A 25,365-nucleotide genomic window follows, 5' to 3' on the forward strand; every position below is an offset into this window, starting at 1 on the left:
GCCGCGTGCCAGCCGCTACAGGATCGTATCAGGCCGCTCTCATAATCGCACGCACTTGCATTCTGCTACACTAGCCGTGGAACTTTCTGCGCGTCTGCGACGTCCAGACCATACGCACTCAACCTTTAGACAACCTGCAAGGAAGAAATCATGCGACGTGTCTTCTCGCTCCTATGCCTCTGCAGCCTGCTGCTTTCTGCTTGCGGGCCAGGCAACAGCGAAGATGATGGACCCATCCCCGGGCTTGACACATCCCCTGTACCAACGGCCCAGGGCAGCGGCGACGGCACTTCCAGCGGCGCAACTATCACCTTTGCCGCATGGGAATACGAGATGAGCACCTACGAGACGCTGGCGACAAAATTCCACGAGGAAAACCCCGGCATCAACGTCGTGATCGTATCGATGGACGAGCTGTCGAGCAGCGGCGAGAGCGACGCCCCGCAGGACGAGGTCTCGCGCATGCGGCGGGTGGTGAGCGGTGCCGACACCGCAGCCCAGAGCAGCATCTCGCCCGAGGTGGCCGCATCGGGCCTGCTGCTAGACATGAAGCCGCTGATGGAGAGCGACGCGGGCTTCAAGCGCGATGACTTCTACCCCGGCGTGCTCGATCGCGGCACCTACGACAAGGGCATGCTGGTGCTGCCGCGCTACGTGTGGCTGCAGATCTTGGCCTATAACAAGGATCTGTTCAAGAATGCCGGCGTGCCCGAGCCGAAATCCGACTGGACCTGGAATGACCTGTTCGGGGCCGCCGAGCAGATCGCCGCGTTCGACAGCAAGGCCTACGGCTTCTACGACCCGAGCAGCGGCTTCTACAGCCTGCTGTCGGAGATCGAGAGCCGCAAGATCAACGTCTTGGATGTGTCTGCCGCCGACGCCGACCTCACCCAGCCTGAGCTGGTGAGCGCTATCGAGAAGATCCAGGGCCTGATCACCAACCGCACGATCTACAGCGGCGTCTCCAAGGGCTCTAAGAACCAGAGCGACCCGCAGCAGGTGGTGCGCGACGGCCATGTGGGCATCTTCCCACCCGAGATGACCACATCCTATATGGAGGGCGCCACCGACATCGGCAAACCGCAGACCGCCGCCGATCTACCCTTCACCATGGGCAAGATCAACTACCCTAAATCCGACGCGCTGCTCTCGACCATCAACAACAGCAACGTCGAGGGCTTTGTGATCAGCTCGGGGACGCAGCACCCCAACGAGGCCTGGAAATGGGTCGAGTTCCTCTCGCGCCAGACCGACGATAGCCCCAACGGCAGGATGATGATGGTGGGCACGGGCCGTATCCCCGCACGCCAGAGCGTGGCCGAGGCCAGCAAGTTCTGGGACAACGTCGACGACGAGGCCAAGACTGCCTACCAGACCACGCTGGCCCAGCAGGTGGTGCGCATGACCAAGACGCCCGACTACACCACGCTGGGGCCGCTGAGCCAGGCGATCTACGATGTGACGACCGGCGGAAAGAAGCCCGCCGACGCGCTCAAGAGCGCCCAGGAGCAGCTGACCGCCCAGGTGGACGAGCTGGCCAAGGCTACACCCACGCCCACGCCGCAGGCCGGGCCGGTGGTGGTGTCCACGCCGGTGCCGCAGACCGCCCCCGATGGCGCGGCGACGCTGGTCTTCAACCCGCTGGGCTACGACACCTCGTCGTTCCGCAAGATGGCCCGCACCTTCAACGACCAGAAGAACGGCTACTTTGTGCAGATCAAGGCCACCGACGTCACCACATCGCCGGTGACGCTGGCCGACGCCGCCAAGAGCGCCGACTGCTTCGCATGGTGGAACGCACCCCAGTCGGCCAACGACTTCGCCGCGCTGCTCGACCTGCAGCCCTTCTTCTCGGCGGATGCCAGCTTCAAGCAGGATGACTTCCCGCCCGCCGTGCTGAGCCAGCTCACATCCAACGGCGGCATCTACGGCCTGCCCTACACCTTCAACACCCGCGTGCTGGGCTACAACAAGACCATATTCGACAGCGCAGGCATCGAGACGCCGACCTACACCTGGAAGCCCGACGACTTCCTGGCCGCCGCCAAGGCGCTGACCACCGGCAGCGGCGACAAGAAGCAGTACGGCTACATCCCGCTGGGCGGCGCGATCAGCGACCTCAGCTTCTTCATCACACAGTTTGGCGGCCAGCTCTCCACCGGCAGCGGCAAGGATGTGCAGCCCAACTTCAGCGACCCGACCGTGGTCAAGGCCATCCAGTGGTACATCGATCTGGCCAAAGTCCACGGCGTGACGCCCAAGTTCACCCTGCCCTACAGTCCCAGCGACAACTCCAGCGACAACTCGTACGACATGATCCAGAAGGGCCTGGGGGCCATGTGGCTGGACAGCGGCTACGGCTCGTTCCCGGTAGGTGTCGATGGGGTGAACTCGGGGCTCAGCTGGCAGCCGGGGCTGGCACCGCTGCCGCTCGGCGGCGCAGGCATGCAGAGCGGCGACCTCTGGGTGCGCGGCTTCTATGTCTCGGCCAAGACTGAGCAGCAGCAGGGCTGCTGGGAGTGGCTGAAGTTTGTCACTTCCAATGTGAACAACCTCAATGGCGACCTGCCCGCCCGGATCTCGGTGGCCAGCTCGGCGGAGTTCACCAGCAGCGCCAACGAGACCCAGCTGCAGATGATCAAGATCTACCAGGAGGCGCTCAAGCAGCCCAGCAAGAACAACCCTGGCCTGAACGCCCTGTACAGCTCGTCGCAGTTTGGATTTGACACCTACTGGTTCTACAAGGCCATCGACGACGCGATCGAGAAGGATGCAAACTTGGCCGAGGAGCTGAAAAAGGCCGACGAGCTGACCAAGGCCAACATGAAGTGCGTGGCCGAGACCCAGAAGCCGGCCACCTGCGCCAAGCAGACCGACCCCGAGTACGACGGCTACAACACCGAAGACCCCGACCCGAACCGCCCGATCGGCATCGAGCGAGGGTGGGGCGGCTAGCGGCAGGCACAAGCGGAGTGCGGCAGGCATGCTTCTAGCATGCCTACCGCACCAGAGACATCCTTCGCACGGGCCACAGTCGTAGCGCGATGGCACCGGCGTTGCCAGACTGAACATGGGTTTGCTACACTATGTCTATTGACAACTTCATCTCTACCGACCCGATGCCCGTGCGATGGCCCCACCATGGCTGCAAGCGCGGCAGCCCTGCCAAGGAAATAATCTCTATGCGACGTGTGCGATACATCGGCACCGCTCTCCTATCGAGCATGCTGGCCTTCCAGCTGGCCGCGTGCGGCGCGGCATCCAGCGCCCAGACCGAGGAAGCCACCCCTACCCCGCTGCCGCCCGCCGCCGAGATCGAGCGGCCCACCTTTGTGGTCAAGCGCGGCACGATCGAGAACCCGCTGGATGTAAACGGGCGCGTCTCGCCCGTCGACCTCAAGGCCCTGGCCTTCAAGCGCGCGGGCACCGTGGCCAGCGTCCACGCCGACAAGGGCCAGCAGGTCAAGGCTGGCGATGTGCTGGCCGAGCTGAAGCAGGATGACGAGGTCGACGCCCTGCGCGAGGCCGAGGACGGTGTGACCCAGGCCCAGCGCGACCTCGACAGCGCCAAGGTGCAGCGCGATAAGCAGATCGCCCAGGCCAAGCTCGACCTTCAGGACGCCCAGGATGCGCTCAAGCGCGTGCTGCCCGGCGGTGCTGACGACCCCATCCGCGCCGCACAGAAGGAGCTGGAGGAAGCCCAGAAGGCCGCCGACACCCAGAACACCACCGGCTCCGAGGGCAAGACCGAGGCCGAGTACAACCTGGTGAAGGCTAGCGAGGCGCTCTCGGACACGCAGAAGCAGGTGAGTGCCGCCTACTGGGATGTGGTCTGGGTCGACAAGTATGGCACCGACCCCGACAACCCCTTCACCGAGACCACCGATGAAAACGGCAAGATCATCCGCAAGCCCAACAAGCTGACCGACGAGCAGAAGCAGGCGATCAAGGACAAGTATACCGAGGCCCAGCGCACCCTGCGCGACTCCGAGCGCGCCGTGGCCCAGGCCGAGCGTGCGCTTGAGAAGGCCCGCAAAGAAGAGATCGACGGCAACGGCGACGCCACCGAGAAGGTGGCCGAGGCCCAGAACAAGCTCAACGACATGATCAGCGGCAGCGGCAACAAAGAGCTCAGCTCGGCCCAGAAGGCCGTGAAGAGCGCCCAGCTGGCCCTTGAGGAGGCCGAGGCCGCCACGCTCAACACCGCCACCAAGGCGGTGGAAGATGCCAAGCGCGCCCTCGACAAGGCCAGGAAAAAAGTCACCGACGGCCAGATCACCGCGCCGCAGGATGGCGAGCTGATCTCGATCTCGATCGGCGAGGGCGACACCGTAGAGGCCGATAGCTTCGTGATCGAGATCGCCGACACCTCGCGGCTGGAGGTGGGGGCCGAGCTTGGGGCCGAGCAGATGCGCCAGCTCCAAGAGGGCCAGCCCGCCGAGATCACGCTGCTCTCGCGCCCCGACGTGGTGATGCCTGCCAGCATCCGCCAGATGCCCGAGCCGTATGGCTCTGGCTCCAGCGGCAATGTCGAGTCGAAAGATCGGCGCACGCTGTTCGAGATCGCCGATTTCAAAGGGCTGGAGCTGAAGAGCGGGCAGAACGTGAAGATCCGGATCGTGCTGGAGAGCAAGGAGAATGCGCTCTGGCTGCCGCCCGACGCGGTGCGCTCGTTCGAGGGGCGGCGCTTCGTGGTGGTGCGCACCGATCAGGGCGACCGCCGCCAGACCGTGAAGGTCGGCATCGAGACCCAGGACCAGGTCGAGATCACCGAGGGCGTGGAAGAGGGCGATGTTATCGTCGGGCAGTAATCCACTATGCTAAAAATACCCCAAGCGATTCTGGCCGTGCTGATCACGGCGCTCAAGCGGCTGCGGGCCAACTGGGGCCTCACGCTCTGCGCCCTGATCGCCCTGACGGCTGCGGTGGCACTGGCGATGAGCATCCCCATGTACGCCGAGGCATCCAACCTGCGCCTGCTGAAGGACGAGATCCAGAAGCAGGAGGAGCGCAACAACCGATCGGCCTTCGCGCTGCTGTTCCAGTACATCGGCTCGTGGAATGGCGCGCTGGAGTGGGATAAAGTCAAGCCCGCCGACGACTACATCAGCGGGCGCGGGCTTGACTCGCTGCGGCTGCCGCTGCACGGCCTGGGGCGTTATGTCACTACCGACATCCTCAAGCTGTACCTGCCACAGTCGTCGGCCACCGAGAACCAGTACCTCAAAGACATCAAGCTGGGCTTTCTCAGCGGGATGGATGGCCAGATCCAGATCGTAGATGGCGAGCGCCCCAAGGCGGCCAGCGGCATCAGCGATGCGGTGGAAGTGATGGTCAGCCGCGACATGGCCGACGAGGTCGGCATCAACGTGGGCGACAGCTTCAGCGTGGTGGGCAGCGCGGGCAGCAAGGTGGTGCCCATCCCCATCCGCGTCAGCGCGATCTGGCAGGCCGTGAACCCCGAAGACCCCGCGTGGTTCTACCCCACCAGCTCGTTCAAGGATGTCATCCTGCTCAACGAGCAGAGCTACACCGGCCCGGTGGCGGCTGCGCTGCAGAAAGAGGTCGGGCTGGTGATCTGGTTCGCCCGTATGGACGGCAGCGGGCTGAACGCCGACAACGCCGGGCTGCTGCTCAGCCGCGTCGAGCGGGTGCGCGCCCGCGCCTCGGGCGCAGTGCCTGGCCTCAAGCTGGTGCAGAGCCCCGCCGAGGCGCTGGGCCGCTACCAGACGGGCGTGAGCACGCTTACCAACCAACTGCTGGTGTTCAGCGTGCCCATTCTGGCGCTGGTGCTCTACTTCGCGGCGCTGGTGGCCTCGCTGCTGCTGGGTCGCCAGCGCGCCGAGATCGCCCTGCTGAAGACCAGGGGCGTGCGCGACGCGCAGATCCTGGGCATCTCGGTGGTGGAGTGGCTGCTGATCGGCGGCAGCGCGCTGGCGCTGGGCGCGCCGCTGGCGCTCACCTTCGCGCAGTTCATGGGCCGCACCGTCTCGTTCCTGAATATATCCAACGATGTCGCGCCGCTCACCATCAGCGTCAACGAGAACGCCTGGGGCTACGGCCTAGTGGCGGTGGGCCTAGCCATGCTGGCCGCGCTCGTGCCCGCCGCGTTCGCCACGCGCCGCACCCTGGTGGATGAGCAGCAGCAGGCCGCGCGCTCGGTGCGCCCGCCCTTCTGGCAGCGCTCCTTCCTGGATGTGCTGCTGCTGCTGCCGCCGATCTACGGCATCTACCAGCTCCAGCGCACCGGCGGGCTTCAGCTGGGCGGCGTTGCTGGGTCCGACCCGTTTTCCAACCCGCTGCTGGTGCTGGTGCCGGTGCTGCTATGCTTCGCGCTGGGCCTGCTGGCGGTGCGCATCATCCCGTGGGTGTTCGAGCTGCTGGCCCGCGCCGCGCGCGGCCCGCGCTGGGTCGGCCCGCTGGTGGCCTTCCAGGCCTTGGCGCGACAGCCCGGCAACTATCGCGGCCCGCTGCTGCTGCTGGTGCTGACGCTCAGCCTGGCCACCTTCTCGGCATCCATGGCCGCCACGCTCGACGGCGCGATGCGCGCCGCGATCAACTACAAGGTCGGCGCGCAGACCCAGCTGCTGGAGACGGGCGAATCTACCGAGCAGAGCAGCGGCGGTGGCCAGAACGGCGGCGGTGGCGGCGGTGGCGGCGGTGGCGGCGGCGGAACACCAGACAAGAAGGACATCCAGAAAGAGCCGCGCTTCCTGTTTGTGCCCGTGACCGAGCATCTCACCGTGTCAGGCATCAAGGCCGCCAGCCGTGTGGGCATCTACGACGAGACCACCGTGAACCTGGGCGGGGCCAGCAAGCAGGTGCAGCTGCTGGGCATCGACCGGATCAACTTCCCGCAGGTCATCACCGGCTTCCCCAAGCAGTGGGGCGGCGGCCAGTCGCTAGGAGCGCTGATGAACCTGCTGGCCCGCAATGCCGACGGCGTGATCGTGAGCAAGGATGTGCTGGCCGCAGGCCTCAACATCGGCGACACCATCCCCGCATCGGTGAAGATCGCGGGCGACCAGCGCGAGGTCAAGTTCCGCATCATCGCCGCCACCGACCTGTGGCCGGGCTTCTACCCGCAGGATGCGCCGATCATGGTGGCCAATCTCGACTATATCTTCGACTCGATGGGCGGCCAGTACCCCTACGACGTGTGGATCGCCCGCGAGCCAGGCGCAAAGGTGACGGACATTATGAACGGCGTGCGCGGCCTGGGCATCACCGTGGTGGATGCGGTGGATGCGCAGGAGCAGATCGCCGCCGAGCAGGCCAAGCCGCAGCGACAGGGCCTGTTCGGGCTGCTCTCAGTGGGCTTCATCACCTCGGGCGGGCTCACGCTGATCGGCTTCCTGCTGGCCTCGCTGATCACCGCCCGCCGCCGCTCGATTGAGCTGGGCGTGCTGCGCGCCCTGGGCCTCAGCGGGCTGCAGGTGGGGCTGGCCCTAGTGCTTGAGCAGGTCACGCTGGTGATCGCCGGGCTGGCCGCTGGCACCGGCATCGGCCTCGCAGTCTCGGCATACGTAGTGCCGCTGTTCCAGGTGGGCATCCCGCCACACCCCGGCACGCCGAGCTTCCAGCCGCAGATCGCCTGGGATCAGGTCACCATCATCTACCTTGTGTTCGGGGCCGCGCTCACGCTCACCCTGCTGGCGCTGGCATGGTCGCTCGGGCGGCTGCGGCTGTTCCAGGCGGTCAAGCTGGGCGATATGAACTAATATGACAGAACCACACTTCATCGTCGCTTCCAACCTCGTCAAGATCTTCCAGGTGGCCGACCTGGAGGTGGTCGCGCTCCAGGGCCTCGACCTAGAGGCCGAGAAGGGCGAGATCCTCACGCTGGTCGGCCCATCGGGCAGCGGAAAATCGACCCTGCTGAACGCGCTGGGCGGCCTCGATCGGCCCTCGGCGGGCAAGCTGGAGGTTGGCGGCAAAAACCTGCTGAAGCTCAGCGCCTCGGAGCTGGCCAGCTACCGCCGCGAGACCATCGGCTTTGTGTGGCAGCAGACCGCCCGCAACCTGCTGCCCTACCTCACCGCCCGCGAGAACATCGAGCTGCTGATGACACTGGCGGGCCAGAGCGGCAAGGCCAAGCGCCAGTGGGCCGACGAACTGCTGGAGGCGGTGGGCATGAGCAGCTACGCCCGCTCGCGCCCCACCCAGCTCTCCGGCGGCCAGCAGCAGCGCATCGCGATCGCATGCGCTCTGGCCAACCGCCCGCAGATCCTGCTGGGCGACGAGCCGACCGGCGAGGTCGACTGGCCGACCGCGCAGATGATTCTCAAGCTGCTGCGCGACCTGCGCGACCGCTTCGGCCTGACGATCGTGATGGTGACCCACGACCCGCGCGTGGCGGCCTGGGCCGACCGCACCATCGCCATCCGCGACGGGCGCACCAGCACCGAGACCGTGCGCATCAGCGACGAGGCCGATCTGGCCAGCGCGCCCGCCACCCACGAGACCCAGCACCTGTCCGCAGCACCCATCACCCACGAGGAGATGGTGGTGCTCGACGGCGCGGGGCGGCTGCAGATCCCCGGCGAGCAGCGCGCCCTGGCCGGGATCGGGCGGCGCGCCAAGGTCGAACTGACCGAGCAGGGCATCCTCATCCGCGCGGTAGAGGATGACCGCGGCGCATCCATGCCCGCCCAGACCGACGCCGATGGCCCGAGCGCCAGCCTGCTCTACAGCAGCGAGCCGCTCCACACCGAGAAGCCCAAAAGAAATCCGCGGCGGATCTTCCCGTGGAGCAAAAAGCCCACACCCGAGCAGTAGAAACTATGACAGCGAACGAATCGATCATCCAGATCAAGCAGGTCGAGCGCACCTTCCACGTCAATGGGCGCGATGTGCACGCCCTCCAGGGCATCAATATGGATATCCCGCGCGGCTCGTTCATCGTGCTGATGGGGCCATCGGGCAGCGGGAAGACCACGCTGCTCAACCTACTGGGCGGGCTCGACCAGCCGAGCGAGGGCAGCGTGCTGGTGGATGGCATGCGCCTCGACGAGGTAGGCGGCGAGTCGCTGGCCGCGCTGCGCCGCCGCATCGGCTTCATCTTCCAGAGCTTCGCGCTCATCCCCACCTCCTCGGTGTACGAGAACGTCGAGCTGGGCCTGCGCATCTCGGGCAGCGTGCCGCGCGGCGAGTGGGGCACCCGCATCCGCCGCTGCGTGGCCGCCGTGGGCCTGCTGCCCTGGATCGACCACCGCCCCTACGAGCTGTCTGGCGGCCAGCAGCAGCGCGTGGCCATCGCCCGCGCCCTAGCCATCCGCCCGCAGATCATCCTGGCCGACGAGCCGACCGGCGACCTGGACAGCAAGACCGGCGCGACCGTGCTGGGCCTGCTGCGCGAGCTGGTGGACAACGAGCAGGTCACCATCGTGATGGCCACGCACGACCCCGCCGCCACCGCCTACGCCACCGATGTGTACCAGCTGCGCGACGGCGCGGTGGCCGCGCACGAGGTGCGGGCGTAGCCAACAACAGCCCCACGCATGGCAAAAGCGCTGCTGGAAGATTTCTCTTCCAGCAGCGCTTTTTTAGCCAGCCCTGAGCGCCTAGCGGAAAACCATAGGTAGGAAGACCGAAGAGCGCGTCGCGGAAACTCCAGGGACAAAGCTCACTGGGCCATACTCGAACACTCTGCCATCCGTATCCACCTCCTGCAGCCAGTAGTAGTAGCGCACCCCGCTGTCGGCAGCCGCGTCGTGCCAGGTGTAGCTGCCGCCCTGCAGCCCCAGCCCTGGGATCAGCACCGCTGTGACCTGAGCCGCATGGGCACGGGTTGAATCTGTGCTCCGCAGCAGGTGAAAGCCCACCACATCCCGCTCATAGACCGTCGTCCAGGAGATCTGCACGCCCGCCGCAGTCAGGCTCGCCCCAAACGAGATGAGGTTCACAACGGTAGGGGCAACGCTCACCGGGGCTGCCGACTGATCATTCTCTGCGCCGTTATTATTCCCAGGTGTAGAGTTCGGGTCAAATTGGTCGGCGGCACGAACGCGCGCCACATTGACGATCACCCCGGAGCCGGTGATGCTCGCCGTGATCCGCAGCTCGGCCTGCGCGCCGTTGCCAACCGTCCCCACATCCCACACGCCGGTGGCGCTGTCATAGCTGCCCTGCGATGCGGTGGCCGACACAAAATCAAGCCCAGCTGGCAGCATGTCCAAGACCGAGACATTGGTAGCCGTGCTCGGCCCATGGTTGGCCAGCGTGATCACGTAGAGCACCTGGTTGCCTGCGGCTGGGGTTGGGGCATTCACGGTCTTCACCAGCTGCAGATCGGCAGCCTGAACACCCACGGTCGCACTGCTTGTGTTATTGCTCGGATCGGGATCAGGCGTATTGGCCCCCGATATGCTGGCCGTATTGGTGATCGTGCCGATCTGAGCGACAGTGGCCGTCACCTGGAGTGTCGCGCCTGCCCCATTGCCCAACGATCCGACCGTCCACAGACCCGAGCCGCTGGCGTAGGCGCCCTGGCTCGCAGTTGCCGATACAAAGGACAGGCCGCTCGGCAGGGATTCGAGCACCTCCACGCCAGATGCCGTGCTTGGGCCATTATTGCTGACCTGAATGGTGAAGACCACCTGGTCGCCCACATTCGGAGCCGCAACATCCACGGTCTTCGACAGCACCACATCGGCCTGCTGCCCAGTGATCGTCGCACTGCTACTGTTGTTCGCCGAGTTAGGATCGGGCTGATCTGTAGCGCTGACAGCGGCGCTATTGGTGATGCTGCCGGCCTGTGCAACGGTTGCAACCAGCGTCAGCGTCGCGCTCGCCGCATTGGCGATCGACCCCACCGACCAGATACCACTTCCAGCAGCGTACGAACCCTGGCTGGCGCTCGCTGACACAAACGTCAGTCCAGCAGGCAGCCCATCGGTAACAGCCACATTGGTGGCAGTGCTCGGGCCGCTATTGGTCACCTGGATGGTGAAAACGACATTGCTACCCACATTCGGCGTCGCCACATCAACCGTCTTCACCACCACAATATCGGCCTGCTGCCCGCCCACTGCCGCGCTCGCCGTGTTATTGGCGCCGTTCGGGTCAGGCGGTATGGATGTCTGGATCGCAGCATTATTGGTGATCGTACCCAGCTGCGTGACCGTAGCTACCACAAACAGCGTCGCACTGGAGCCGCTTGGCAATGCGCCAATCGACCATAGACCAGTCCCACTGTCATAGCTCCCCTGGCTCGCCGCCGCCGAGACAAAGCTCAGGCCTGCGGGCAGCAGATCCGACACCACAACACCCGACGCGGCACTTGGGCCATAGTTCACCACTTGGATGGTAAAGGTGACGTTGTCGCCCGTATTGGGCACCGCAATATCAACCGCCTTGGTGATCCCCAGATCGGCCACCTGCCCAGTGACCGACGCGCTGCTCGCGTTGTTCGAGGCATCGGGATCGGGCTGATCAGAATAGCTCACTGTGGTGTTATTCGTTATCGTGCCGGCCTGCGTCACCGTCACAACCAGCTGAAGCGTCGCATTGCCGCCGCTGAGCACGTTCCCCACCGACCATAGCCCCGTCCCGCTAGAATAGCTCCCCTGGCTCGCCATAGCAGAAACAAAGCTCAACCCTGCGGGCAGGGCATCCAGCACCTCCACGCCTGTTGCCGTGCTCGGGCCAAGATTGGTCAGCACCAGCACAAAGGTGACATTGCTGCCCACGCTGGGCTGCGCGGTGTTGACGCTCTTGCTCAGCGCCAGATCGGCCTGCTGGCCAGTGATGCCGATGCTCGCCGTGTTGTTGGCAAGCACTGGGTCGGGCTGGTCGGCCGTGGCCACCGAGGCAGTCACGGTGATCAGGCCAGCCTGCTCAACCGTAGCCACCAGCGTCAGCGTGACGCTGGCCCCGACCGCAAGGCTCCCCACCGTCCAGATGCCGCTGCTGCTGTCGTAGCTGCCAGCAGCAGTGCTCCCCGATACCAGGGTCAGGCCTGCGGGGAGAAGGGCCAGCAGGCTCACCCCCGAAGCATCGCTCGGCCCATTGTTCGTGAGTGTGATGGTATAGGTTGCCTGCCCGCCCACATTGGGGGTTGCGGTATCGACCGCTATCTGCACTGCCAGATCGGCCTGCTGCACAACCACCGTCGCGCTAGCGCTATTGTCGCCAAGCGTGGGGTCGATCTGAGCCAGCTTCGAGACGCCCGCTGTATTCGTTATCGACCCAGCGAGGTCGGCGCGCGCGGTGACGATAAGGCTGGCGCTCGCGCCATTGGCAAGGCTACCCACAACCCACAGGCCACTCCCGGCGGTGTAGCTGCCCGATGCGGTGCTGGCCGAGACAAAAGTCATACCCGCCGGAAGTAGATCGCTCACCTCTATGCCGGATGCGGCATTTGGCCCATTGTTTGTAACCTGGATGGTGAAATCGAGCATGTCGCCGACATTCGGCGTTAGGTCGCTTGCAACCTTGGTCACCGCGAGATCGGCCAGTGACTGAGGCGTCGAGACGCTGCTGGTATTATTCGCGCTATTGGGATCGGGCTGATCAACTGCGCTCACGCTTGCGGTGTTAAGAATCGCCGTCGTCGCATTTACCGTCACCGTAAGCTCCAGCGTAGCCGTCGCCCCATTTGCCAGCGAGCCAACATCCCAAACCCCAGTGCCGGTGCTATAAGTACCCTGGCTAGCGTTGGTGCCCGCCCAGGTGACACTCCCTGGAAGCGTGTCCAGGATCTGCACCCCAGTGGCATTGCTCGGCCCATTATTCCTCACCAGGATGGTGTATTTGATCGTGTTACCCGCAACTGGGTTTACTGTATCCACGGTCTTGCTCACCGCCAGATCGACCTGCTGGCCGATGAGGCTAGCGCTCGCCGTGTTGTTTGCGCCGTTGGGGTCGGGCTGATCGGCGCTAGTGATGGCGACCTGGTTGACGATCAGGCCGGGCTGGTCAACCGTGGCAACAATGGTCAGTGTGCTGCTCGCCCCATTCGCCAGATCCCCCACGCTCCATATGCCGGTCCCGGCGGTGTAGGTGCCCTGGCCTGCCGTTGCACTCACCAAGCGTAGCCCGGCAGGCAGCAGATCGCGAAGCTGCACATGGGTGGCCTGGCTTGGGCCATTATTCACCACCTGGATGGTGTAGATCACGTTGCTGCCCACATTCGGCGTAGCGTTGTCCACGGTCTTGCTCACCGCCAGATCAGCCTGCTGCCCAGTGACGCTGGCGCTGGCGGTGTTGTTGGCCGCATTGGGGTCGGGCTGATCGCTAGCCAAGATGCTGGCGCTATTGGTCAGCGCCCCAGGCTGAGCGACGCTGGCCACAATGGTGAGCACCACGCTACTGCCGCTCGCAAGGCTACCGACGGTCCATGCCCCAGTTGTGCTGTTGTAGGTACCCTGGCCCGCCACGCTCGAAACGTAGGTTAGGCCAACTGGCAGGCTATCCTGCACCACCACACCGCTGGCAGCACTTGGCCCATTGTTGGTGAGCTGGATGCTGAAATGAACGAGCGACCCGACATCCTGCTCGCTCACATCGGCAAGTTTGACTAGGGCAAGATCGGCCTGCTGCCCAGTGATGCTGACACTCGCGGTATTATTCGTGGCGTTGGCATCAGGCTGATCGGCAGAGATAACCGAGATGCTGTTGACCATCGTGCCGACCTGCGTCACCGTCGCCACGATCTGAAGCGAGGCGGTCGCGCCATTCGCCAAACTCGGGATCGACCACACCCCCGTGGCACTGTTGTAGCCAGCGCCTGCCGAAACAAAGGTCAGGCCCGCTGGAAGCACATCCTGAATGGTGATATTTGTCGCAGCGCTCGGGCCATAGTTTGTGGCCTGAAGGGTAAACGTGACATTCGAGCCAACATTTGGCGCGGCCGTATCCACCGTCTTGGCAAGGCCAAGATCGGCCTGCTGCCCAGTGACCGTCGCCGAATCGGTATTATCAGTCGAATCGGGGTCGGGCTGATTGGCGGCGGTGATCGTGGCGCTATTGATGATGGTGACTGGCTGCACCACCGTGGCCACCACCGTGAGCGTGGCGCTCGCACCATTCGCTAGGCTGCCCACGCTCCACAGGCCAGTGCCAGCGGTATAGCTGCCCTGGCTCGGTGCCGCAGACACGAAGGTAAGCCCCGCAGGCAGCAGATCAGTCACCGCCACGCCGGTGGCGGTGCTAGGCCCGTTGTTGCTCACCTGCACCGTGAAGGTCACATTGCTTCCGACGTTAGGAGACGCGCTGCTCACCACTTTTGTGACGGCGAGATTGGCCTGCTGGCCATTCAGGCCAGCGCTGGCGGTGTTATTGGCGCTCACTGGGTCGGGCTGGTCGGCGGCGCTGACCGACGCCGTATTGACCAGCACGCCCGCCTGGGTGACGGTGGCCACGATGGCAAGCGAGGCGCTCGCGCCATTTGCCAGGCCCCCCACAGTCCACACGCCCGTTCCAGCGGCATAGCTGCCCTGGCTCGGCGTCGCGGAGACAAAGGTAAGCCCCGCAGGCAGCAGATCGGTCACGGCCACACCCGTGGCATTGCTGGGGCCGTTGTTGCTTACCTGCACCGTGAAGGTCACGCTATCCCCTGCGTTCGGGGTGGCATCGCTCACCGACTTGGCCAGCGCCAGGTCGGCCTGCTGCCCCGCCACTGTCGCGCTGGTGGTATTGTTGCTACTCACCGGGTCGGGCTGATCGGCGGCACTGATCGATGCGTTATTGGTGATGCTGCCAGGCTGTGTGACCGTGGCCACCATGGTCAGCGCGGCGCTCGCGCCATTCGCCAACGTGCCGAGCGACCACAGGCCGGTGCCGCTGGCATAGCTGCCCTGGCTCGGCGTCGCGGAAACCAAACTCAGGCCGCTTGGCAGCAGATCGCTCACCACCACGCCAGTGGCGCTGCTGGGGCCATTATTCACCACCTGCACCGTAAAGGTCACATTGCTGCCCACGTTGGGGGTGGGGCGGTTCGCCGATTTGGTGATAACAAGATCGGCCTGCTGCCCCGTGACCACCACCGAGGCGGTATTGTTCCCAGCGTTCGAGTCGGGCTGGGCCACCGCCGCGATGCTGGCCACATTGGTGATCGCACCGGCCTGCGTAACAGTGGCCACCACAGCCAGCGTGGCGCTCGCGCCGTTCGCCAAGCTGCCAATGCTCCACAGCCCGGTTGTGTTGTTATACACCCCCTGGCTCGGCGTCGATGAGACAAACGCCAACCCGCCCGGAAGCAAGTCGCCGAGCGTTATCCCGCTGGCGGCGCTCGGGCCATTATTCACCACCTGCACCGTAAACGTGACGTTCGTGCCCACGTTGGGCGTGGCGTTGCTCACCGTCTTGGCCACTGCCAAATCGACGCGCTGGCCAACCAGTGTCGCGCTGCTGGTGTTGTTGCTGCTATCGGGGTCGGGCTGGTCGGCGGCGCTCACGCTGGCGCTGTTGGTGATGCTGCCAGGCTGCGTCACCGTAGCCACGATCTGCAGCGTCGCCACGCCACTCTTGCTGAGCGCGCCGATCTGCCACACGCCGCTGGCCTGGGTGTAGGTGGTGCCTGCGCTTGCGGTATGCGAGCTATAGCTGAGGCCAGCGGGCAGCAGGTCGGTCACGGCCACGCCGGTGGCATTGCTGGGGCCATTATTCACCACCTGGATGGTGAAGGTCACGCTGCTGCCCACGTTGGGCGTGGCGTTGCTCACGGTCTTGGCCACTGCCAGATCAGCCTGCTGGCCGGTCACGGTGGCGCTGGCCTGATCATTCGCCGTGTTGGTATCGATCTGGTCAAGGGCCAGAACGCTGGCGGTGTTGATCAGCGCCCCAGCCTTGGTGACCGTCGCAACAAGCGTGAGCGTGGCGGTCGCCCCAGCGCCAAGGTTGCCCACATTCCAGACGCCAGTGCCGCTGGTGTAGGTTCCCGCGCCGCTGGCCGACACAAAGAGCAGGCCGCTAGGCAGCACATCGCTGATCTGCACGCCTGTGGCAGCATTTGGCCCATTGTTTGCCACCTGCACCATGAAGGTGACATTCGCACCCACGTTGGGGGTTGCGGTGTTCGCCACCTTTGTCACCGCCAGATCGGCGAGCGCCGATGGGGTAGTCACGCTGTCGGTGTTGTTGGCGGGGTTTGGGTCGGACTGGTTGACCGCGCTGACGCTCGCGGTGTTGGTGACAGGCGTCACCACATCGACCTGCATCACGATCTGGAGGGTGGCGCTGGCACCATTGGCCAGTGTCCCGACGGTCCATGCGCCAGTAGCGCTGTTGTAGGATGTGCCCCCGCTTGGCGTAGCCGATATAAAGCTGTAGCCCATCGGCGGCGGGTCGCTGATCACCACTCCAGTCGCTGTGCTGGGGCCGTTATTTTTGACCTGGACCGTATAGGTGATCTGATCATTCAGATTCGGATTCGCATTGCTCACCGTCTTGGTCACCACCAGATCGGCCTGCTGACCGGTCACGGTGACGCTGGATGTGTTGTTTGCGCTATTGGGGTCGGGCAGGCTCGATGCGCTGATCGTCGCCGTGTTGACAAGCGTGCCAGCCTGCGCGACCGTAGCGACCACGGTCAACGTGGCCTGCTCGCCATTGGTTAGTGCCCCGACGCTCCAGATGCCGGTCCCAGCGGTGTAGGTGCCCTTGCTCGGCGTCGATGAGACATAGGTCAGGCCAGCTGGCAGCAGATCGGTGACCGCCACGCCGCTGGTATTTCCGGTGCCATTATTGGTCACCTGGATAGTGAAGGTCACGTTCGAGCCGACATTCACCACACTGGCGCTCGCACTCTTGGCGACCGAGAGGTCGGCGCTGCCCACCGCGACCGTAGCCGAAGATGGTCCGATCGAGACCGAGCCGATGGTGGATGAGGCCGAGTTGGTGTAGGAGCCTGCGGTGTTCGGCACATTGGCCGTGTAGACCAGGGTGAGCGTGCCATTCGCCGCAATATCGTAGCTACCATTGCAGCTACCGCCGACGCAGCTGGTGGTCGGCACACCGACGAAGTTAATCGTGCCGGTAGCCCCAGCGCTGGGCGTGCTGCTCGAATTCGCCACCGTTACCTGGCTGCCCGCGCTCAGCGCGCCAAAGCTCACGCCTGCGGGCAGCACATCGGTGATGCGGTCGATCTTGCTGGCATAGGCCGATGGGTTCGCGATCACCACCGTGTAGGTCGCCGTGCCGCCAGTGGGCAGGCTGGTGGGGGAGACGGTCTTGGTGATGGTGAAGGGGTTAGCCGGCGGGGTGTAGGATGGGCACACCGCGTTGGCCGACGAGCAAAAGCCGAAGTTGCCGGTATACTTGAGCTGACCGCCGCTGGTCAGATCGGAATACGGGTTGGCGATGGTGCTCGCGCCCTGGCAGAGCATCTTGAAATAGTAGACCACCGTGGCCGTGTTGCTGGACGCACCACTCACGCCAGTAAAGTAGAGCCGATCATCGGCAGCGGTGGTCAACCCGGCGGTGAAGCCGGTCACCGCCGTGATATCGGTGCTCATAAGCCGGAAGCAGCCGCTGTCAAAGTTGACATTTCCGGCGGGCTGGATCATGGCCAGCTGGGCCCCGCCCGGATTGCCAAAGTCGTAGTTTACCGTCATGGGGATGATCTGGCCGATCACCGCCCCCGGCCCGATCACCGAGTTGAGCACCTGCCCGCCAGCATTTGCCGACACCTCGGAGCGCGTGGTGAGCGTGAGCGTGCTGCTGGTAAGCGCTGCGGTCACACCATCGTTCACGGTCACCGTGAAGGCGCTGGTGAGCGCAGGCGGGTTCGAGCCAGCCTGGCAGGGGTAGTTCACGTAGAAGTAGAGCGGGAACGACGCGCCATCGGCCAGCGTGCCGATATAGCGCGAGCTGCTCTCGCCTGAATCCAACACGACCCCAGCCGCACCAGCGAACGCGCTGAGGTTCGCGGTCAGGTTGGTGATCGCCCCGGTGCCGCCCGCCGGATTGGTGACAAGAACTTCGATGTACATGGCCTTGGGGCCAGCTGCGCACGAGTTGTTGCTATCCTGGGTGAGATAGGGGGTTACAAGCGTGAAGGTGAGATCGCCGCTGCTGAGCGCGAAGACGCTCTGCGGGATGAAGAGCGACCAGAGGAACGCAACCATAACCCAGCGCAGCCACCCTGAAAAGCGCCGCTGAGCCCGATTCCCAAAAGCTGCCGACGAGCCATGAGTGATGCGATGCCGCAACTGTCGCATGGTGATCAACCCCTATCTTGCGTAATACCACAGGTAATGTAATAGCTAGATAAAGATACCGGGGGCAGCGGCATGCATCCATTACTAAGCAGCAGCGGGATGGTAACAAAATTATCTGAATCTCGGCAGGCGCTGATCAATACTACGGAGGCTCATAGAGCGCCCTCGGCTCCTGCGTGCGCCGCATATAGGCGGGCGCGCACGCGCTCGACCACGATCTCATCTTGCAGATCCCAGCCCCACTCGGGGCGGAGCTGCGGGCGCTTGTGCGGCGTCAGCACCAGCAGATGCGGGCTGGCCTGGGCCAGCCAGTAGCACAGCAGCGGCAGCCACGACGGCGCGACCAGATGCATGGCGAAGCTACACACGATCAGCGTGTAGCGGCGGCCCGCCATGGCCCCCGCCGCCACATCCTCGAATGAGAGCGGCTCGGCGGGCTGGCCGGTGCGCTCCTGGTAGGCGCGGGCGGTGTAGGGGTCGGCCCCATCTACCTGGGCCGCGCCCAGCTCGCGCAGGGCCAGGGTGGCCTCGCCACTGCCGCAGGCCAGATCCAGCACGTGGCCCAGGTCGAGTCGGTGGGCGCGGGCCACAGCGGCGATGGCGCGGCGCAGCGCCGCCTCGTGCGGGTTGCGGTAGGTGTCGCCCTGGGTGCGGTAGAAGCCCTCCACACCATAGCGCTGGTAAGCGTGGCGGACCGACTCATCCTCATAATCTTCTGACATAGCTATCTCCTGATCGATGCAGCTGTTCTGACGATCGGCTCTTGGCCACACAGCCATCCCATGCAAGGCTGCCCCCTTGAATAGTATGCTCGCTGGGTTTGGCTTGGCCAAACTAGCGAGCATACGAAAAGGCAATATTCCTTGCTGCCGCAGGCAAAAGCCCGCTATCACGAGGGCGGCAGATCTTGGTATCATAGCACGGCGAAGCCGAGCACAGGGAGGGCGCGATGCAGCAGTGGACGATCATCCTGAACCCGTGGGCGGGCAAGGGAGCGGCGGGGGCGCAGCGCGGCGCGCTAGAGGCCGCGCTGGGTGCGGCGGGCGTGCCCTACACCATCCTCACCACGCACGCGCAGGGCGGCGCGACCGAGCTGGCGTGGCAGGCCATCGCGGCGGGGGCGACCCACGTGGTGGCGGCGGGCGGCGACGGCACGCTCAACGAGATCGTGAACGGCATCAAGGGGGCCGAGGCCGAGCACGGGCAGCGCGTGCCGCTGGGCATCATCCCGATCGGCACCGGCAACGACTTTATCAAGTCGCTGGATGGCTTTGATGCGGGCGATATCACCGGCGCGATCCGCCGGATCGTGGAGGGGCGCACCAGGCGGGTGGACCTGGGCCGCGTGGAGGTGGCTGGCTACGAGCCGCGCTACTTTTTGAACGGCCTGGGCGTGGGCCTAGATGCGCAGATCGCCTTCGAGGCGCGCCAGATCACCAACCTCAAGGGCACGGCGGTATACCTGCTGGCGATCATCCGCGCGCTGGCCAAGTACCGCGCCGCGCCCATGCAGGTGCAGCACGACGGGCGCAGCATCCGGCGGCGGCTGATGTTCGCCACCGTCGGCAACGGGCGCTGCGAGGGCAGCGGCTTCTACGTCACCCCCGAGGCCCAGATCGACGACGGCCTGCTCGACCTGTGCCTGATCAACACCATGCGGCTGGACGAGATCATCCGCTACATCCCCAGGGTGATGGATGGCACCCACACCAAGATCAAGCACGTGACGATGGGCCGCACCGCCGAGGTGCAGATCGCATGCGGACAGGGCCTGCCGGTGGCGGTGGATGGCGAGGTCATCTCGATCAGCGCGCGCGAGATCCGCGCGGCGGTGCTGCCTGCGGCGCTGGAGATCTTCTTTTAGTTTCCACCACGAAGATTCTTCACCACCAAGACTCCAAGGGGATAAGAATCCCACGAAGACGCGGGACGATAAAACTGATTGATCGTAGCAATCCAAGATTATCAGCAGGGCAAAATGCCACCGCAACGCAAAACGTAGAGCATACGTATTCTGTATGATGTTTCTTCGCATCTTGGTGATGAATCTAGTTTCTTTCCTGTGCGCCTTTGCACTTTAGTGGCATTTGATCCACTCTAACCGCTGATATATTGAATCTTCGGTAGCGATCATACTCTTTAAACAAGAGCTCATAGATCAGAAGGAGAGTTCAAACAAAGCTATCTCACTACACAAAATTGCCATACTATATGGCTATATATAATCTATTCCTAATAATTGCAGCTCCAAACGCACCTTAGCGTACTCTTTCAATACAAGGAACCATATGAAACGGCGATTAGCTATCGTTATCTTGGCGGGTGTAGTCGCAGGCCTTTGCAGTGGGCTATATCAAGCAGGCGTATTTGGCATCAGCTGGGATTTTCCAGGGTGGGGAGCAGGAGATTTCACATGGCCACTGGTGGCAGCGCGAGATATGTTGCATGGAGAAAATCCCTATGCCCGAACATACCCCTATGGCATAGTCAGCTACCCTATGACCACTGTAATAGCTGCGATGCCCTTGGTTTTGTTTCCAGACGCATGGGCGGCGGGCATATTTATCGGCCTATCGACAGCGCTGCTCACCTGGGGGCTCACACGCGATGGGCGATACTGGCCGCTCTGGATGCTAGCCTGCTACCCATTCTGGCAGTGCGTTCAGGTTGCAAACTGGTCTATCCTCATCACCGCAGTAGCGCTTACACCTGTGCTCTATCCGCTGCTTGTAGTAAAACCTCATATTGCAGTACCAATAGCCATTACCCAGATAACGTGGCGACGTGCTCTGGTGGCTGGTGCACTCGTCATCGTATCGCTCATCATCATGCCGTCGTGGCCAGCGCAATGGATACATAATGTGCAGGCATACGCCGGACGGCCTGCTATTCTCTTACCTGGCGGGATACTACTGCTGCTCGCTGGTCTGGCTTGGCGAGACCTCAGAGGGCGATACCTTTTCCTGTATTCGCTTGTGCCACTTCGAGCATTCTATGATTATCTGCTGCTCTTTGTTATACCATCATCGAGGCAGAGCCTCATGCTCCTGGTCATCGCATCATGGATCCAATACTGGTGCTGGTATCTTTTCCCAAAATGGACAAGTGTCGGCCTGATAGTATTTCTTTTTCTCCCCTGCCTTGGAGAAGTTCTCTACCCCTTAGCCCAACGATGGATTAGTCACTACCGAAACCCGCAGCCTACTATATGAAACGAGGATAGAGAGCTGGCCCAACAATTTGAAACCGCCCAGATGTGACATAGCTCACTCCTATGCCACATCTGGGCGGCATGGGCGCTACTCGCGCACCCAGACGGTCATCGCGCCAGCCTCGCGGTTGTCCCAGGTGTAGTAGGGGATGGCGCGCAGGGCGCAGGGCACCAGCGTGGGCGGCGCGGCGCGGTAGAGCGCGCCTTCCCAGCCCGCGTCGGCCAGGGCGCTGGCGGTGGTCTCCACCACCACCACACCGCCCAGCAGCTCGGCGTCGAAGCGGGCGGTCAGCTCGGCATCGGCGGGCAGCCGGATGCGGCGGATGGGCACCCCGTGGTCGGCCTGCTCCAGGCAGTAGACCAGCGGGCCGCGCTGGATGGCCACGCTGGCCACGTCGTCGCTCACATCGGGGTGGGCGTAGACGCGCTGCACCGGCATGGGCAGGTCGAGCGTCACCACATCGCCGTCGCGCCACTCGCGCTGGATGAGGGCGTAGCCGCGCTCCACGCTCGCGGCCAGATCGACCGGCTGGCCGTTCACGCGCAGGCTCGGGGCGGCGCACCACGCCGGGATGCGCAGGCGCAGGCCGAAGCTGGCGGGCGTCGCCAGCCCCACCGTCAGGCTCACCACACCATCCCAGGGGTAGCTGGTCGCCTGTCGCAGCGTCACGTCGCGCCCGGCCACGTGCAGCCGCGCCTCGCCTGCGGCGTAGAGATGCACCGCCACATCATCCTGGCCCTGGGCGTAGACATAGCCGCCCAGCGAGGAGAAGATACGCGAGAGGTTCGGCGGGCAGCACGGGCAGTGGAACCACTGCTGGCGGTGGTGGCCGCCGTCGCTGGCCAGCGGGTTGTCGTAGAAGAAGTGCGTGCCCTCCAGCGAGACGCCGCTGAGCACCGCGTTGTACAGCGCCAGCTCCATCACATCGGCGTAGCGCGCGTCCAGCTCGATCTCCAGCATGCGCTGCGCCCAGAACACCAGGGCGATCGCCGCGCAGGTCTCGGCGTAGGCGCTCTTGTTGGGCAGATCGTAGTCGCTGGTGAAGCCCTCGTTATCCTTGGAAGAGCCGATGCCACCCATCACGTACATGCGCTTGGTGGTGAGGTGCGTCCACAGACGCTGGCATGCCTCCAGCAGGCTGGCATCGCCATCCTCGGCAGCCAGATCGGCCATGGCGCTGTAGAGATACATGGCGCGCACGGCGTGGCCCACCACCTCGTGCTGGTCGCGCACAGGGCAGTGCGACTGGCTGTACTCGTAGTTTTTGAACCAGTAGTCGCTGGGCTTCGAGCCGCGCGCGATCGCCTCCTGGTCGAAGTAGTGGGGCTGCTGGCCGCGCTCATCCACAAAGTAGCGGGCCATGTCCATGTAGCGCTGCTCGCCGGTGGCGCGGGCCAGCTTCACCAGGGCCAGCTCCACCTCGGGGTGGCCGCAGTAGCCGCGCCGCTTGCCCGGCTCGCGCCCGAACACCGAGCCGATGTAGTCGGCGTAGCGGCACACGATCTCCAGCAGGCTGCGCTTGCCGGTGGACTGGAAGTGCGCCACCGCCGCCTCGATCAGGTGGCCCGCGTCGTATAGCTCGTGCCAGTCGCGCATGTTGGTCCAGCGCTTGTCGGTCTCCACATGGCCAAACCAGCTGTTCAGGTAGCCATCGGGCAGCTGGCCCTTGCCGATCGCCACGATCACCTCATCCACCAGCGCGTCCAGCTCGGGGTTGGGGTGGGTGGCCAGGCTGAAGCTGGCGGCCTCGATCCACTTGGCGATGTCCGAGTCCCAGAACAGCAGCGGGAAGTTGGCCTTGATGCCGCCCTCGCGCACATCCTGCGGCCAGTCGCCCACCAGCGCGTCCACGCGCCCGGTGGTGCGGCACTGCTGGTAGATATGCGGGATGGTGCGCTCGCGGTTGACGCGCTGGCGCTCGGCCCAGAACGTGCCGGTGAGCGTGACCTGGGTGTGCGAGACGGAGGAGCGGCGGATGCTGTGGGAGGTTGGGGTCGTTGGGGTCATTGGATCTTTCCTTTAGCCTATGCCATAGCGCGCCAGAGACACCGGCGCGGGGAGATGTCAGATCGTGCCGCTAGCCCTTTGTCCCGGTCATCACGATGCCCTGGACAAAGTAGCGCTGCGCAAGGAAGAATAGCACGATGATCGGCGTGATCATCACGGTGGATGCCGCCATCAGGTACTGCCACTGGGTCGAGTAGAGGCCCTTGAACATCGCCAGCCCCAGCGCGATCGTGTACTTGTCGTGCGAGGAGATGTAGATCAGCGGCCCCATAAAATCATTCCACGAGTTGATGAAGGTAAAGATCGCCACCACCGCCAGCGACGCACCAGCCAGCGGCAGCATCACCTGGGCGTAGATGCGGATCTCGCCCGCGCCATCGATACGCGCCGCCTCCACCAGATCGGATGGGATGGTGCGGAAGAACTGGCGCAGCAGGAAGATGTTAAAAATGCCCCCGCCAAACCACGGCGGCACCGTCAGCGGCAGATAGGTATCGATCCAGCCGAGGTACTTGAACATGATGTACTGCGGGATCATCGTCACCGCGTAGGGCAGCATCAGCGCGCTCAGCAGCAGCACGAAGAAGAAATCGCGCCCTGGGAAGCGCAGCCGCGCGAAGCCGTAGGCCGCCATGGACGAGGTGAGCAGCACGCCCGCCATCGTCACCAGCGTGATCAGCAGCGTGTTCAGGCTGAACTGGCCAAACGGCACCTGCGAGAGCGCATCCGGGTAGTTCTGCCAGCGCACCGGGTTCGGTATCCACTGCGGCGGGTAGAGAAACACCTGCTGCTGGGTCTTCAGCGAGGTGCTCACCAGCCACAGGAAGGGCGCGAGCATCAGCGCCGCGCCGCCCAGCAGCATAGCCCATACCAGCGCGCGCCCGGCCCGCTGCCGCCTGCGCTGGGCCGCCAGGCTCGGCTGGGCCGCCTCGGTCGCGCCGGGGCGTAGGTCTTTCACATGAGCTGACATGTGGTTTCCTCCTGCGCCGCCTAGCGGCCATCATCCTCGTAGTGCACCTGGCGGCCCAGGAAGCGAAACACAAACACCGACAGCACCACCACGATCGCGAACAGCACCCAGGCCAGCGAGGCCGCGTAGCCCATGCGAAAATCGGTGAAGGCGCGGCGGTACAGGTAGAGCGCGTAGAACAGCGTGGAGTTCTGCGGCCCGCCGTTGGTGATGATGTAGCCCTGCGTGAAGGTCTGCAGCGCGCCGATCAGGCCCATCAGCAGGTTGAAGAAGATCACCGGCGACATCAGCGGGATAGTCACATGGATGAAGCGGTGCCAGTAGCCCGCGCCATCCAGCTCGGCGGCCTCGTAGAGCTGCTGTGGCACGCCCTGAAGCCCGGCGAGGTAGATCAGCATCGAGCCACCCACGCCCCACAGGCTCATGGTGATCAGCGCGGGCATGGCCCAGTGGGTGTCCTGGAGCCACAGGATCTTGGGCAGGCCCAGCGTGCGCAGGCCCGCGTTCAGCAGCCCAAAGTCGGAGTTGAACACCCAGGCCCACAGCATAGCGTTGGCCACCACCGGCACGATGCTGGGCAGGTAGAACAGCGTGCGGAAGACCGAGATCCCGCGCACGTTCACATTCATCAGCAGCGCCACCGCGAAGGCGGCGATCTGGAACAGCGGCACCGAGACCAGCGTGAAGTAGGCCGTCACCTTCAGCGACTGCCAGAACAGCGGGTCGCGGAACATGTCCTGGTAGTTGCGCAGGCCCACGAACTCGGGCGGGCGCAGCAGATCCCACTCGGTCAGGCTCAGCCATGCCGAGAACAGCATCGGCCCCACAATCCAGATCAGGAAGCCCAGGATGGCCGGGCCGGTGAACAGGTAGCCAAACAGCGCCTCGCGGCGGGCATTTGGCGAGCGGAACGTCCGCACCACGCTCCACGATGAGAGATTGAGCATATCGCCCCCTATGGTTGTATACACCACGCTGTGTCGAGCCTGGGGCCGCGCCCGCCCGTGGTGGCGCG

General features: G+C 64.3%; 11 protein-coding genes. 6 read left to right on the plus strand and 5 right to left on the minus strand.

Annotated features, from left to right (window positions below; translation table 11 throughout):
- Nucleotides 1-150 precede the first annotated feature (150 nt).
- The 5 genes from F8S13_21780 (at nt 151) to F8S13_21800 (ending at nt 9,482) form a co-directional block, all read left to right on the plus strand.
- Nucleotides 151-2,955: an extracellular solute-binding protein gene (locus tag F8S13_21780; protein ID KAB8140879.1), complete on the plus strand. Its 2,805-nt coding sequence runs from the start codon at nt 151-153 to the stop codon at nt 2,953-2,955.
- Between the two features lie 227 nt (nt 2,956-3,182).
- On the plus strand, nt 3,183-4,811 hold the full coding sequence (locus F8S13_21785; protein ID KAB8140880.1) for an HlyD family efflux transporter periplasmic adaptor subunit: 1,629 nt from the start codon (nt 3,183-3,185) through the stop codon (nt 4,809-4,811).
- Nucleotides 4,812-4,817: 6 nt separating this feature from the next.
- Nucleotides 4,818-7,721 carry an FtsX-like permease family protein gene (locus F8S13_21790; GenBank protein ID KAB8140881.1) on the plus strand — a complete coding sequence of 968 codons (2,904 nt, stop codon included), beginning with the start codon at nt 4,818-4,820 and terminating at the stop codon, nt 7,719-7,721.
- Nucleotide 7,722: 1 nt separating this feature from the next.
- Complete coding sequence (locus F8S13_21795; protein KAB8140882.1) at nt 7,723-8,778, plus strand: ABC transporter ATP-binding protein; 1,056 nt, start codon at nt 7,723-7,725, stop codon at nt 8,776-8,778.
- Between the two features lie 5 nt (nt 8,779-8,783).
- Nucleotides 8,784-9,482 carry an ABC transporter ATP-binding protein gene (locus F8S13_21800; protein KAB8140883.1) on the plus strand — a complete coding sequence of 233 codons (699 nt, stop codon included), beginning with the start codon at nt 8,784-8,786 and terminating at the stop codon, nt 9,480-9,482.
- Nucleotides 9,483-9,563: 81 nt separating this feature from the next.
- Here F8S13_21800 and F8S13_21805 read toward each other — a convergent pair whose 3' ends face one another.
- On the minus strand, nt 9,564-18,161 hold the full coding sequence (locus F8S13_21805; protein KAB8140884.1) for a DUF11 domain-containing protein: 8,598 nt from the start codon (nt 18,159-18,161) through the stop codon (nt 9,564-9,566).
- Between the two features lie 152 nt (nt 18,162-18,313).
- On the minus strand, nt 18,314-18,883 hold the full coding sequence (locus F8S13_21810) for a class I SAM-dependent methyltransferase (protein ID KAB8140885.1): 570 nt from the start codon (nt 18,881-18,883) through the stop codon (nt 18,314-18,316).
- Between the two features lie 227 nt (nt 18,884-19,110).
- Between F8S13_21810 and F8S13_21815 the strand changes: the two genes are divergently transcribed.
- Entirely contained in the window at nt 19,111-20,025 is a 915-nt protein-coding gene (locus F8S13_21815) for a diacylglycerol kinase family lipid kinase (GenBank protein ID KAB8140886.1), read from the plus strand.
- A 1,435-nt stretch (nt 20,026-21,460) separates the two neighbouring features.
- Here F8S13_21815 and F8S13_21820 read toward each other — a convergent pair.
- From F8S13_21820 to F8S13_21830, 3 genes are all read right to left on the minus strand, one after another.
- A complete protein-coding gene (locus F8S13_21820; GenBank protein ID KAB8140887.1) occupies nt 21,461-23,380 on the minus strand; it encodes a glycoside hydrolase family 127 protein in 1,920 nt (639 codons plus the stop codon).
- A 70-nt stretch (nt 23,381-23,450) separates the two neighbouring features.
- Nucleotides 23,451-24,350, minus strand: coding sequence for a carbohydrate ABC transporter permease (locus F8S13_21825; protein ID KAB8140888.1), 900 nt, complete (start codon nt 24,348-24,350; stop codon nt 23,451-23,453).
- A 20-nt stretch (nt 24,351-24,370) separates the two neighbouring features.
- Nucleotides 24,371-25,297 (minus strand): sugar ABC transporter permease, encoded by a 927-nt coding sequence (locus F8S13_21830; protein KAB8140889.1) that lies wholly within the window; start codon nt 25,295-25,297, stop codon nt 24,371-24,373.
- Nucleotides 25,298-25,365: the final 68 nt, after the last annotated feature.

This window comes from Chloroflexia bacterium SDU3-3, from assembly GCA_009268125.1.
Lineage (GTDB): Bacteria > Chloroflexota > Chloroflexia > Chloroflexales > Roseiflexaceae > SDU3-3.